Genomic DNA, 13,075 nt, shown 5'->3' with positions numbered 1-13,075 from the left:
GTGACCAACGCTCCGCTAGGTTCTGGGGGCCCGATCCGGACCCCCGGACCCCTGGAGCGTGTCGGCGTGAGCGGAACGCAGTTCGAGACCTACGAGACCCGGACGCCGTACGACGTCCACAGCGCGCCGACCCTGCCGTACGGCGACACCTACCGCCCTCCGCTGCCCCGGCAGGGCGCTCACCCGGAGACGGTGCCGGCCCCCGCCCCCGACGGCGGCCGGGCCGCACGCCGGCGCCGGGAACGCCGGCCCGCGCCCACGGACGGCTCCCTGCGCCGCCTGATGCCGCGCGCCCTGGTCGTGGCGTTCCTCGCGGGCGGCACCACCGCCTTCGTCGCCAAGGACAAGGCGGTCGAGCTGACCGTCGACGGCACCCCGCGCACACTGCACACCTTCGCCGACGACGTCACCGAACTGCTCGCCGAGGAAGGCGTCCAGGTGGGCGCCCACGACGTGATCACACCCGCCCCCGGCACCGGCCTGACCAGCGGGGAGGAGGTCACCGTCCGCCACGGACGCCCCGTCCTGCTCACCCTCGACGGCCGCCGCCGCCAGGTGTGGACGACGGCGGAGACGGTGGAGGGGGCGCTGCGGGAACTCGGCGTGCGCACCCAGGGCGCGTACCTGTCCGCCCCCGCCTCCCGGCGCATCGGACGCGAGGGACTCGCCCTGGACGTGCGCACCGAGCGCGTGGTGACCGTCATGGCGGACGGCCGGGCCCGCACCATCCGCACCAACGCCGCGACCGTGCGCGAGGCCGTCGAGCAGGCCGGGGTCACGCTGCGCGGCGAGGACACCACCTCCGTCCCGGGGACCGGCTTCCCCCGCGACGGGCAGACCGTCACCGTGCTGCGGATCACCGGCTCCCGGGAGGTCCGCGAGGACCCGGTCCCCTTCGCCGAACGACGGACCGAGGACCCGACCCTCTACCGGGGCACCGAGGTCGTCCAGCAGGCCGGGCGGACCGGTCTGCGGCGGACCACCTACGCTCTGCGCACCGTCAACGGCGTCCGGCAGAAACCGCGCGAGCTGCGCACCGAGCTGGTGCGCGCACCCCGCCCGCAGATCGTCCGGGTCGGCACCCGTGCCCGCCCCACGTCCGTGCAGGGCGCCGACCACCTGAACTGGCAGGCCCTCGCCGCCTGCGAGTCGGGCGGCCGCCCGCACGCCGTCGACCCCTCCGGGACGTACGGGGGCCTCTACCAGTTCGACGCCGACACCTGGCACAGCCTCGGCGGCGAGGGACGCCCCGAGGACGCGACGCCCGCCGAGCAGACGTACCGGGCGAAGAAGCTGTACGTGCGCAGCGGCAGCAGTCCGTGGCCGCACTGCGGGGCCCGGCTGCGGGGCTGACGGCCGACCGGCGGCGACCCGGCCGGCCCGGCCTCCGCCCCCGGCTACCCTTGCGGGGTGAGCAGCCCCACCCCCGACGCCCTCCTGGGTCCCGCCGACGTCCGCGAACTCGCGGCGGCCCTCGGCGTACGCCCCACCAAGCAGCGCGGCCAGAACTTCGTCATCGACGCCAACACGGTCCGCCGTATCGTCCGCACCGCCGAGGTACGCCCCGACGACGTGGTGGTCGAGGTGGGACCGGGTCTCGGCTCGCTCACCCTGGCCCTGCTGGAGGCGGCCGACCGGGTCACCGCCGTCGAGATCGACGACGTCCTCGCCGCCGCCCTGCCCGCCACCGTCGCCGCCCGGATGCCCGAGCGCGCCGACCGGTTCGCGCTCGTCCACTCCGACGCCATGCAGGTGACGGAGCTGCCGGGCCCGGCCCCGACCGCGCTGGTCGCGAACCTGCCGTACAACGTGGCCGTGCCCGTCCTCCTCCACATGCTGGAGACCTTCCCGAGCATCGAGCGGACCCTCGTCATGGTCCAGGCGGAGGTCGCCGACCGTCTCGCCGCCGGACCCGGCTCCAAGGTGTACGGCGTCCCCTCCGTGAAGGCCAACTGGTACGCCGAGGTCAAGCGGGCCGGCTCCATCGGCCGCAACGTCTTCTGGCCCGCGCCGAACGTCGACAGCGGCCTGGTGTCACTCGTCCGGCGGACCGAGCCGCTGAAGACCACCGCGTCCCGGCGCGAGGTGTTCGCCGTCGTCGACGCCGCGTTCGCCCAGCGCCGCAAGACGCTGCGGGCCGCGCTCTCCGGGTGGGCGGGGTCCGCCGCCGCAGCCGAGGCCGCCCTCGTCGGCGCGGGCGTGTCGCCGCAGGCGCGCGGAGAGGCGCTGACCGTGGAAGAGTTCGCGCGTATCGCCGAGCGTCGTAACGCCGAACACGAGGAGTGACGAGCAAGTGAGTGTGACGGTCCGCGTCCCCGCCAAGGTCAACGTCCAGCTCGCGGTCGGCGCCGCCCGCGCCGACGGCTTCCACGACCTGGCCAACGTCTTCCTCGCGGTCTCCCTGTACGACGAGGTCACCGCCACCCCCGCCGCTGAACTCCGCGTCACCTGCGAGGGCCCGGACGCCGACCAGGTCCCCCTGGACCGCACCAACCTGGCGGCGCGCGCGGCACTCGCCCTCGCCGAGCGGTACGGCCGCGCCCCCGACGTCCACCTGCACATCGCCAAGGACATCCCCGTCGCCGGCGGCATGGCGGGCGGCAGCGCGGACTGCGCCGGCGCGCTGGTCGCCTGCGACGCCCTCTGGGGCACCGGCGCCTCGCGCGACGAGCTGCTGGAGATCTGCGCCGAGCTGGGCAGCGACGTGCCGTTCAGCCTGGTCGGCGGGGCGGCGCTGGGCACCGGGCGGGGCGAGAAGCTGGCGGAGCTGGAGGTCGGTGGCGACTTCCACTGGGTGTTCGCACTGGCGGCGCGGGGGCTGTCGACCCCGGCCGTCTTCCGCGAGTTCGACCGGCTGGGGGAGGGCCTGGACATTCCGGAGCCGGTCGCCGACCAGGCGGTCCTCGACGCCCTCGCCAAGGGCGACCCGGCCGCGCTCGCCGTGGCCGTCTCCAACGACCTCCAACCGGCCGCGCTCTCCCTCTTCCCGGAACTGGGCGACACCCTCGCGGCGGGGCGGGCGGCGGGGGCGCTGGCGGCCATCGTCTCGGGCTCGGGGCCGACGACGGCCTTCCTGGCCACGGACGCGGGGTCGGCCTCCGACATCGCGGGCGTCCTGCGGGCGTCGGGGACGTGCCGGGACGTGCGGACCGCGGTGGGGGCGGCGGCGGGGGCGACGGTGGTCTGAGAGTCAGAGGTTGTCGATGGCAGTCAGGTCGATGTCGATCACGTAGGGCTTTTCGACCTTGATCTGATCACGGTGCATGCCCATGTGCACATAAGCCTTGGTCATCGGGTCGAGTTCGTAGACATGGATGACCGGCCTGCCGTCCGTACCGCCCTGCTCGACGCGCCAGAAGTTCGGGATGCCGGCGGCAGCGTACTTCTGGGGTTTGGTCGTGCGGTCGCGGGACTCGGAGTCCGGGGAGACGACCTCGACGGCAAGGAGAACGTCTTCAGCCAGGTAGCTCGTCTGGGCCGGCCCGGTGACCGCCTCGGCACGGACGATGCTCACGTCGGGCTCCGGACCGTTGCGCCGGTCGAGGATGGTGGTCATCTCCCGGCTGACCTTGAACTCGGCGGGCAATCCTGCGCGCAGCCCCCAGACCAGCAGGTCGATCACATTCGCGTGGAAACGGCGCTGCGGACTCACGAAAACCAGACTCCCGTCGATCAGCTCGGTGTGCGGCGGGAGATTCGGCAGCGTGAACAGGTCGTCCACGGTGTATCCGGCCGGCGGCGGCACCGGCCACGAGACGTGGTGCTCTACGGACTCGGCGGTCATGGTTCCTCCCATGGACGGGATCCTGCTGCCTGCTCCCCACGGTAGCCGGGCGCAGCGACACACGTCACCACAAAGAGTGACCACCCCCGCACGCCCCACCCCACCCCCGGGAGGGCCTACGCTTGAAGGCTGATCGTCCCCCAGGCAGGAGAGAAATGGCCGTCAACCTGGTCAATGTCGAGAACGTCAGCAAGGTGTACGGCACCCGTGCACTCCTCGACGGCGTGTCCCTCGGCGTCTCCGAAGGGGACCGCATCGGTGTCGTCGGCCGCAACGGCGACGGCAAGACGACCATGATCCGGATGCTGGCCAGGCTGGAGGAGCCCGACACCGGACGCGTCACCCACTCCGGCGGGCTGCGTCTCGGCGTCCTCACCCAGCACGACTCCCTCGACCCCGAGGCGACCGTCCGCCACGAGGTCATCGGCGACATGGCCGACCACGAGTGGGCGGGCAACGCCAAGGTCCGCGACGTACTGACCGGACTGTTCGGCGGGCTGGACATGCCGGGCTTCCCGCAGGGGCTGGACACCGTCATCGGGCCGCTCTCCGGCGGCGAGCGGCGCCGGATCGCGCTGGCCAAGCTGCTCATCGAGGAACAGGACCTGATCGTCCTCGACGAGCCCACCAACCACCTCGACGTCGAGGGCATCGCCTGGCTCGCCCAGCACCTGCGCGAGCGGCGCTCGGCGCTCGTCTGCGTCACCCACGACCGGTGGTTCCTCGACCAGGTCTGCACCCGCATGTGGGACGTGCAGCGCGGCGACGTCTACGAGTACGAGGGCGGCTACTCCGACTACGTCTTCGCCCGCGCCGAACGCGAGCGCATCGCCGCCACCGAGGAGACCAAGCGGCAGAACCTCGTCCGCAAGGAACTGGCCTGGCTGCGGCGCGGCGCCCCCGCCCGCACCTCCAAGCCGCGCTTCCGCGTCGAGGCCGCCAACGAGCTGATCGCCGACGTGCCCCCGCCCCGCGACAGCAGCGAGCTGATGAAGTTCGCCTCGTCGCGGCTCGGCAAGACCGTGTTCGACCTGGAGGACGTGACCGTCCAGGCCGGCCCCAAGGTGCTGCTCAAGCACGTCACCTGGCAGCTCGGCCCCGGCGACCGCATCGGCCTGGTCGGTGTCAACGGCGCCGGCAAGACCTCCCTGCTGCGGGCGATGGCGCAGGCCGCCCGCAGCGAGGGCGAGGAGCAGCCGGCGGGCGGGCAGGTGCGGGTCGGCAGGACCGTCAAGCTGGCCTACCTGTCGCAGGAGGTCGCCGAGCTCGACCCCGACTGGCGGGTGCTGGAGGCCGTGCAGCGCGTGCGCGAGCGCGTCGACCTCGGCAAGGGCCGGGAGATGACCGCCGGGCAGCTGTGCGAGACCTTCGGCTTCGGCAAGGAGAAGCAGTGGACGCCGGTCGGGGACCTCTCCGGCGGTGAGCGGCGGCGGCTGCAGCTGCTGCGGCTGCTGATGGACGAGCCCAACGTCCTCTTCCTCGACGAGCCCACCAACGACCTCGACATCGAGACCCTGACCCAGCTCGAGGACGTCCTCGACGGCTGGCCCGGGTCGATGATCGTCATCTCCCACGACCGCTTCTTCATCGAGCGGACCACCGACCGGGTCTTCGCCCTCCTCGGTGACGGCGCCCTGCGGATGCTGCCGCGCGGCATCGACGAGTACCTGGAGCGGCGGAAGCGGATGGAGGAGGCCGCCGCGGCGAGCGCCCCGGCCGCGGCGGCGAAGCCGGCCACCGCCGTGCCCGAGAAGAGCGCCGCCGACGTGCGCGCCGCCAAGAAGGAACTCCAGAAGATCGAGCGGCAGCTGGACAAGGTCTCCGAGAAGGAGACCAAGCTGCACGCACGGATCGCCGAGAACGCCACCGACTTCGCGAAGGTGGCCGAACTCGACGCCGAGCTGCGGGAACTGGCAGGTCAGCGCGAGGACCTGGAGATGCGCTGGCTGGAACTGGCCGAGGACGCCTGACGCGCTGCGCGCGGGGGGCGCGCACGGCGTGAAGAGGACGTGAAGGCGAGTAACAGAGGCATCACGGGCCGGTCCTCCCTTGGGAACAGGGGCGGACGCGGCCCGGTGTGCGCTTCGTACCGGGTGATAGAAAGGCCGTCCGAGAACTGTCGGAACGATTGCCGTGAAACGACTCCGAGGCCAGCGCGTACCTCGGAAACGTGGCTAAAAATCAGTGAGTCATAAGGGGGAACGCGCTGATGAGCCAGCCGCCCAACCAGCCGCCGCAGGGTGGCTTCGGAGCGCCGCAGGACCCACCGCCGGGAGGCTTCGGGGCACCGACCCCGCCGCCCCCGCAGGGGCAGCCCCAGACGCCGCCGCCCCCGCAGGGCGCACCGTCCGGTCCGCCGCCGCAGCAGCCGGGGTACGGCTACCCGCAGCAGCAGCCCGGCCAGCCGGGACCGTACGGGCAGCCGGGGCAGCCCGGCCAGCCGGGCCCCTACGGCCAGCCCGGACCGTACAACTCCGGCCCGTACGGCCAGCCGCAGCAGCCCGGCCCGTACGGGCAGCCCGGTCAACCCGGTCAACCCGGTCAACCCGGTCAGCCGGGGTACGGCTACCCGCAGGCGCAGTTCCCGGGCGCGCCCGGCACCCCGCCGCCCGGCGGCTCCGGCTCCCGCAACCCGTTCAAGGGCAAGCCGGCCCTGGCGGTCGGCGCCGCGGTCGCCGCCCTGCTCGTCATCGGCGGCGGCGTGTGGGCGGTCACCGCGGCCGGCGGTGACGACAAGGACAAGAAGCCCGTCGCCGGCAAGAGCGACGACCCCAAGCCCTCCGGCTCCAAGGGCGGCGCCCCGGTCAACCCCGGTGACGGCAGCGGGGACGGCGGCGAGGACCCCGAGAACCTCAACGAGGGCCGCCAGGCCGGTGAGTCCAAGGTGCTCTGGTACAAGGAGGCGCCCGACGCCCCCGGTTCCGGCGCCGACGCCGAGGGCATGTGGATCACCGACAAGGCCGCGGTGAAGGCGGCGTACAAGCAGGTCTTCGCCTGGAACGTCGGCGACGGCAAGCCCAGCTGGGACCCGATCACCTTCCCGGAGAAGATCTGCGCGGTCACCCGGGAGAAGACGGCCGACGACAAGATCGTCGTTGCCTACATGAGCGGCTCCAGCGACCGCGCCAAGTGCAACAAGCTCCAGGAGATCGACCTCGCCACCGGCAAGAAGGGCTGGTCGGAGGAGGTCGAGGACGGCGAGCTGTTCGACACCACGCTCTCCGTCGAGCTCACCCTCAGCGGCAACACCCTGATGGTCGCCCGATCCCAGTCCGGCACCGCGTACGACGTCACCAGCGGCAAGAAGCTGTACGACAAGAGGAAGTACGGCGACGCCTGCTTCCCCGCCGGTTTCGCGGGCAGCGCGAACAAGCTGGTCCAGGTCGCCTCCTGCGGCGCCGGCGGCAACAACGCGCACGACGAGCTCCAGGGTCTCGACCCGAAGACCGGCAAGGTCCTGTGGACCTACAAGTACGAGAAGGGCTGGCGGGTCGCCCGCGCCTACTCCGTCGACCCGCTGGTCGTCTACGCCACCAACGAGGACAAGAAGGTCTGGAACATCTCCACCTTCACCTCCGGCGGCAAGGTCCAGGAACAGGTCGGCGTCGACGAGGACTTCGCCCCCGAGTGCGGCTGGGCGATCCTCGAACGCGACCTCCAGGGCTGCGCGGGCGTCGCCGTCGCAGGCGGCACCCTCTACCTGCCGACCGAGGCCACCAGCGGCGCCAACGAGATCGTCGCCATCAACCTCACCACCGGCAAGGAGAAGTGGCGGACCAAGTCCCCCGCGGACGAGTCGATGATGCCGATGAAGGTCGAGGGCGACCAGCTCATCGCGTACGTCCAGCCCTCGTACGACGCGGGCGGCCAGGTCGTGTCGATCCCGACCGGCGGCAGCGACCACAAGCCGGCCAAGCTGCTGCAGAACCCGCAGGCCGTGGCGGACATCGAGAACAGCTTCTACTCCAAGGACATCGACTGGGTCGACGGGCGGTTCTACATCTCCAGCACCCGCCTGACCGGGAACGACGAAGCGAAGGAGAAGTTGATGCTCGCCTTCGGCAAGTGACCTTCTTCCTCCGCGCGTTCCGTCCTCCGTCCCCGCTCCACGAGGTAACCACGTCATGACCCAGCCGCCGCCCCCGCCGCCCAACCAGCCCCCGCAGGGGGGCGGTTTCGGCCCGCCGCAGAACCAGCCGCCACAGCAGCCGCCCACCCCGCCCGCGGGCGGCGGGCCCAACCTCGGCAAGACGCCGGAGCCGGGGTACGGGTATCCGCAGACGCCCCCGTCCGCTCCGTCCGCCCCGCCCTCCGGGCCCGCGCCGCAGCCGGGGTACGGATATCCGCAGACGCCGCCGCAGCCGCAGCCGCCTGCCGGGTACGGCTACCCGGGGCAGCCGGGGCCGTACGGTCAGCCGACGCCCGCGTACGGGCAGCCGGGTCAGCCCGGTCAGCCGGGGTACGGCTACCCGGGGCAGCCGACCATGCCGATGCAGCCCCAGGCCGGCGGGCCGGGCGGCGGCGGGGAGCGGAAGATCAACGCGCAGATGGCGATCATCGTGTCGGCCGTCGTCGCGATCGCGCTGATCGTCGGCGGCGGCGTCTGGTACGCCAAGTCCTCCGGCGACGACGGCGGCAAGGACGACACCGCGAGCTCCGGCGGCAAGGGCGGCGGCACCGACGAGAAGGGCGGCTCCGGCGGCGAGTCCTCCGGCGGCGAGGAGAAGGTGCCCTCGGACCCGGCCTCCAAGGTGCTCTTCCAGGTCCCCGCGCCCGCCGTCCCCAAGGACACCTCGAGCATCCCCACCACCGGTTCCTGGCTCACCGACAAGGTGTACGCCAAGTCCGGCATCGCGGAGATCGTCGGCTACGACCGGGACAAGGGCAGCAAGGTCTGGACGATCGACCTGCCCGGCCCGGTGTGCGAGGCCAGCCACCGGATCACCGAGGACAACAAGACGGCGATCATCTACAAGCCCGCCATGCCGACCAAGACCGAACCGCAGTCCTGCACGGAGATCGCCGTGCTCGACCTGACGGCGGGCAAGACCGCGTGGACCAAGTCCGTCGAGAAGGGCGGACGGCCGATGTCCCTGGACAACGTGACCCTGAGCGGCGGAACCGTCGCCGCGGGCAGCACCGACGGCGGCATCGCCTGGGACATCGCCACCGGTGACGAGCTGTGGTCCCCGAAGGCCACCGACACCTGCTACGACGCCGGCTACGGCGGCGGCGAGAAGCTGGTCGCGGTGCGCAAGTGCGGTTCGTACGACGCCCGGCAGCTGAACATCCAGACCATCGACCCGAAGAGCGGGAAGGTGATCTCCGAGTACAAGATGGCCAAGGGCATCGAGTACGCGGCCGTCGTCTCCACCGAGCCCCTCGTCGTGGCCGCCGACGTCGGCGACTCCGCCGGGGACGGAAGCGGTATCTCGGACTTCTTCTCCATCGACAACAAGACCGGCAAGCTCCTGAACCGCATCTCCGCACCGGGTGACGAGTTCGGCGCCAGCTGCGAGTCGATCACCGAGGTCGAGGACTGCCGCGGTCTGGCGGTCGGCAACAACCGGCTCTACATCGCGACCGAGGAGCACGAGAGCGGCGGCGAGTCCTACGGCCGCACCAACGAGGTCGTCGCCTTCGACCTGACCACCGGCAAGCAGACCGGCGAGCGCGCCGACGCCGGTGACGGCTACACCATCACCCCGCTGCGCATGGACGGCGGCAACGTGATCGCGTACAAGCGCCCTCCGTACGACAAGGGCGGCCAGATCGTGAGCATCGACGGCGGGACGTTCAAGCAGACCACGCTGATGGAGAACCCGGCGACCGAGGCGGTGCGGAACGTGGAGGCCCGGATGTCGCCGGACTACTCCGAGATCCGGTACTCGCAGGGCCGGCTGTACATGTCGCAGGTGTACGCGAGCGAGCCGAGCAGCGCGGACGACAAGGAGTACCTGGCGATCGCGTTCGGCACGAGCGGCTGAGACGCGCGGCGCCGCGGCCCGGGACGGCCCCGTCCCCTTGCCGGGGGGCGGGGCCGTGCTGCGTGGTGTGTGTTGCATGGATTTTCGGTGATCCGGGGCGGTTCTTGCCGGTAGGGGCAGCGCGCGGGGGCACTAGCGTGTAGCTTCCGGGGGACTGGGGAGGGTGACTGGGGGGTTGCTCGATGGGTGTACGGCTCATGGTGGTCGACGATCACCGATTGCTCGCCGAGGCGCTGGCCTCTGCGTTGAAGCTGCGGGGGCACCGAGTGCTGGCCGCGGCGGCGCCGGCGGCGGGGGCGGCGGAGCTGGTGATCAGCCGGGCGCCGGAGGTGTGCCTGCTGGGGACGGCGACACCGGCCGAGCCGGGGATCTTCGACCCGGTGGTGCGGATCAAGCGGGAGCGTCCGCAGGTGGCCGTGCTGGTACTGGGGCCCGTGCCGAACCCTCGCGGGATCGCGGCGGCGTTCGCGGCGGGGGCGTCGGGGTACGTGCGGCACGACGAGCGGATAGAGGGCGTCGAGCGGGCCATCATGAAGGCGCGTGCCGGGGAGGCGGCGGTGGCGCCGTCGTTGTTGCAGGGTGCGTTCGGCGAACTGCTGAACCCGGCGGCCCAGCCCGACGACGAGGGGCAGCGGCTGCTGCAGATGCTCACGCCGAGGGAGGTGGAGGTGCTGGTGCGGGTCGCGGAGGGGGAGGACACCCGGCTGATCGCGGCGGGGATGGGGATCGCGCCGTCCACGGCGCGGACGCATGTGCAGCGGGTGCTGATGAAGCTGGGCGTGGGGTCGAGACTGGAGGCGGCGGCGCTGGCGGCGCGGACGGGGTTGCTGGACCGGGCGGTTGCCTCCGGCGGTTGAGCGGGGTGGCTGGTCGGTGGGGGTGCGGGTAGCGCGCGGTGTGTGGTCTGTGGGTCGGGGCCGCGTCGGGGGGGTGTCCGTCCTCGGAACGGCGCGGAATCGGTCGGCTACGGGGCTGAACGGCGCGGACGCGCCAACCGCTGCGGGCGGACACCCCCCGACACGTCCCCTTCCGCCGTACGCGGCTGTCCCGCCGTAGCTGCGGGCAGTCGTGCCGCTGGGGCGGCACGGGTGGGCGCAGCGGCACCCCGCTACGCCGGGCTGCGCGACCCACCCCCGACGCCCACACCCACGCCGGGTGCCCGTGAACGCCGGTCAAGGGAACCGGCGTTCACGGGACCGGCGTCATTTCTCTGCGGTCTCCTCCAGCGGCGGAGTCGGCGGAGCCGTGGGCCGCAGTTTCAGCCACGCCAGGAAGAACAGCCCCAGCACCAGCATCCCCAGCCCGGTCCACAGGTTGATGTTCACCCCCTGCGCCTTGTCGATCTCGTCGTCGGACGCCACGAAGCCCGCGATCGTCACGATGACGCCGTAGACCACGAACAGCCCGCCGATGATCCGACGGATGTCGAACAGCCGCGCGGCAGTCGTGGACTTGGTCTCCAGCTCGGAGACCTCGTCCCGGAGGTTCTTGTCGGAGTAGGAGTTGGAATCGGACATGCTCTCTCAATCCTCCCGCGATCAGAACGAGAACGGGATGTAGCAGGCGGCGGCCAGCACGACCGCACCCCAGCCCAGCAGCGCCGGCTTGCGATACCACGCGTCGTCGCCCTTGGCGGGCGCCTCGGCCATGCCGGGGGACGTCGTGCCGTACACCAGACCCTGGAGCTCGGCGGCCGGCTTCGGCGCGGTGAACAGGGACACGGCGACCATGACCACCGCGCCGGCCACGAAGCCCGCGATCGCGGAGACGAAGTTGGCGCCCTGGTCGGAGGGGATGTCGATGATGCCCTGCTTGTAGATGACGAAGTAGTTCACCATCGCGGCCGTGGTGCCCGCGATCAGGCCCCAGAAGCCGGACTTCATGGACGCCCGCTTCCAGAACATGCCGATGATGAAGACCACGAACATCGGCACGTTGAAGAAGGAGAAGAGCGTCTGGAGGTAGCTCATGATGTTGGAGAACGACGAGGCCAGGAACGCCGTGCCGATGGAGGCGAGGACGCCGATCACCGTGATCAGGCGGCCGAAGCGGACGTAGTAGTCGTCCTCCCGGTCCTTCACGACGTACCGCGCCCAGATGTCGGTGGTGAAGACCGTGTTGAAGGACGACACGTTCGCCGCCATGCCGGCCATGAAGGCGGCCAGGAGGCCGGTCACCGCGATGCCGAGGACGCCGTTGGGCAGCAGTTGCTGCATCAGGTACGGGATCGCGTCGTTGTACTGGAGGTCCGAGCCGGGCGTGCCGATCTTGGGGACGAGGACCGCGGCGACGAGGCCCGGGATCATGACGACGAAGACGATGAAGATCTTCGGGAAGGCGGCGATGAGCGGGGTGCGCTGGGCCGCCGAGAGGTTCTTCGCGGACAGGGCGCGCTGCACCTCGGCGAAGTTCGTCGTCCAGTAGCCGAAGGAGAGGACGAAGCCGAGGCCGAGGACGATGGTGAGCCAGTTGGCGCCCAGCGGGTTGTCGCTGCCGATGCCCGTGCCGCCCCAGGCGGTCATGAAGTCGCCGCCGCGGGACTGGGTGAGGGAGTCGGACAGGCCGTCCCAGCCGCCGACCTTCTTCAGGCCCAGGATCGTGATCGGGATGAGGCCGGCCAGGATCACGAAGAACTGAAGGACCTCGTTGTAGATGGCCGAGGAGAGGCCGCCGAGGGTGATGTAGGCGAGGACGAAGAAGCCGGCGACCACGATGGCCACCCACTGCGGCCAGCCCAGCAGCGCCTCGACGACGATCGCGAGGGCGTAGAGGTTCACGCCGGCGATCAGGATGGCCGCGACGGCGAACAGGATCGAACTCAGCAGGTGTGAGGACCTGTCGAAGCGCAGGAGCAGGAACTCCGGGACCGAGCGCACCTTGGAGCCGTAGTAGAACGGCATCATCACCAGGCCCAGGAAGACCATCGCCGGGATGGCGCCGATCCAGTACCAGTGGGTCGTGTAGACGCCGTACTGGGCGCTGTTGGCGGCCATGCCGAGGATCTCGGTGGCGCCCAGGTTGGCCGCGACGAAGGCGAGGCCGGTGACCCAGGCGGGCAGCGAGCGGCCGGACAGGAAGAAGTCCAGGCTGGTCTTGACCGACCGGCGGGCGGCGAAGCCGATGCCGAGCACGACGACGAAGTAGATCCCGAGGATCGTGTAGTCGAGCCAGTTGGTGGGGAGTCGAAGCTCCGCGGCTAGGTATGTGGGGGTATGCATACGAACTCGCTTCGTTGCGCGAACTGATCCGCAGCGGAACCTACGCCTCCGCGTTCAGAAATTGAACAGTTTTGGTGGTGTTCTTT

10 protein-coding genes are annotated in these 13,075 nt (G+C 71.3%); 7 read left to right on the top strand and 3 right to left on the bottom strand.

The genetic code is table 11. The annotated features are described in order from the left end of the window. The first annotated feature begins 66 nt into the window (after window positions 1-66). From KUM03_RS08435 to KUM03_RS08425, 3 genes are read left to right on the top strand one after another with little or no spacing between them, the layout of a single operon-like run. Window positions 67-1,353 (top strand): ubiquitin-like domain-containing protein, encoded by a 1,287-nt coding sequence (locus KUM03_RS08435; RefSeq protein WP_308406281.1) that lies wholly within the window; start codon window positions 67-69, stop codon window positions 1,351-1,353. A 57-nt stretch (window positions 1,354-1,410) separates the two neighbouring features. Next, on the top strand, window positions 1,411-2,286 hold the full coding sequence (gene rsmA, locus KUM03_RS08430) for a 16S rRNA (adenine(1518)-N(6)/adenine(1519)-N(6))-dimethyltransferase RsmA (RefSeq protein WP_217246401.1): 876 nt from the start codon (window positions 1,411-1,413) through the stop codon (window positions 2,284-2,286). Between the two features lie 7 nt (window positions 2,287-2,293). Continuing rightward, window positions 2,294-3,187 (top strand): 4-(cytidine 5'-diphospho)-2-C-methyl-D-erythritol kinase, encoded by an 894-nt coding sequence (locus tag KUM03_RS08425; RefSeq protein ID WP_217246400.1) that lies wholly within the window; start codon window positions 2,294-2,296, stop codon window positions 3,185-3,187. A 3-nt stretch (window positions 3,188-3,190) separates the two neighbouring features. Here KUM03_RS08425 and KUM03_RS08420 read toward each other — a convergent pair whose 3' ends face one another. Next, the gene (locus KUM03_RS08420) at window positions 3,191-3,784 is read right to left on the bottom strand and encodes a Uma2 family endonuclease (RefSeq protein WP_217246399.1); all 594 of its coding nucleotides are present in this window, start codon (window positions 3,782-3,784) and stop codon (window positions 3,191-3,193) included. Window positions 3,785-3,939: 155 nt separating this feature from the next. Between KUM03_RS08420 and KUM03_RS08415 the strand changes: the two genes are divergently transcribed. The 4 genes from KUM03_RS08415 to KUM03_RS08400 all read left to right on the top strand — a co-directional run bounded on the left by KUM03_RS08415 (window position 3,940) and on the right by KUM03_RS08400 (window position 10,628). After that, entirely contained in the window at window positions 3,940-5,754 is a 1,815-nt protein-coding gene (locus KUM03_RS08415) for an ABC-F family ATP-binding cassette domain-containing protein (RefSeq protein ID WP_217246398.1), read from the top strand. A 239-nt stretch (window positions 5,755-5,993) separates the two neighbouring features. Beyond that, window positions 5,994-7,853 carry a PQQ-binding-like beta-propeller repeat protein gene (locus tag KUM03_RS08410; RefSeq protein ID WP_217246397.1) on the top strand — a complete coding sequence of 620 codons (1,860 nt, stop codon included), beginning with the start codon at window positions 5,994-5,996 and terminating at the stop codon, window positions 7,851-7,853. 55 nt (window positions 7,854-7,908) lie between these two features. Beyond that, the gene (locus KUM03_RS08405; RefSeq protein ID WP_217246396.1) at window positions 7,909-9,771 is read left to right on the top strand and encodes a PQQ-binding-like beta-propeller repeat protein; all 1,863 of its coding nucleotides are present in this window, start codon (window positions 7,909-7,911) and stop codon (window positions 9,769-9,771) included. A 182-nt stretch (window positions 9,772-9,953) separates the two neighbouring features. Continuing rightward, entirely contained in the window at window positions 9,954-10,628 is a 675-nt protein-coding gene (locus tag KUM03_RS08400; RefSeq protein ID WP_217246395.1) for a response regulator transcription factor, read from the top strand. 345 nt (window positions 10,629-10,973) lie between these two features. Here the strand turns inward: KUM03_RS08400 and KUM03_RS08395 are convergent, their stop codons facing one another. After that, window positions 10,974-11,288 (bottom strand): hypothetical protein, encoded by a 315-nt coding sequence (locus KUM03_RS08395; protein WP_217246394.1) that lies wholly within the window; start codon window positions 11,286-11,288, stop codon window positions 10,974-10,976. A 21-nt stretch (window positions 11,289-11,309) separates the two neighbouring features. Continuing rightward, window positions 11,310-12,989, bottom strand: a complete 1,680-nt coding sequence (locus KUM03_RS08390; RefSeq protein ID WP_217246393.1) for a sodium:solute symporter family protein — start codon at window positions 12,987-12,989, stop codon at window positions 11,310-11,312. Window positions 12,990-13,075: the final 86 nt, after the last annotated feature.

Source organism: Streptomyces sp. AC602_WCS936, assembly GCF_019049125.1.
Lineage (GTDB): Bacteria > Actinomycetota > Actinomycetes > Streptomycetales > Streptomycetaceae > Streptomyces.
The sequence above is the reverse complement of the archived record's forward strand: the minus strand, read 5'-3'. Positions and strand labels throughout refer to the sequence as shown.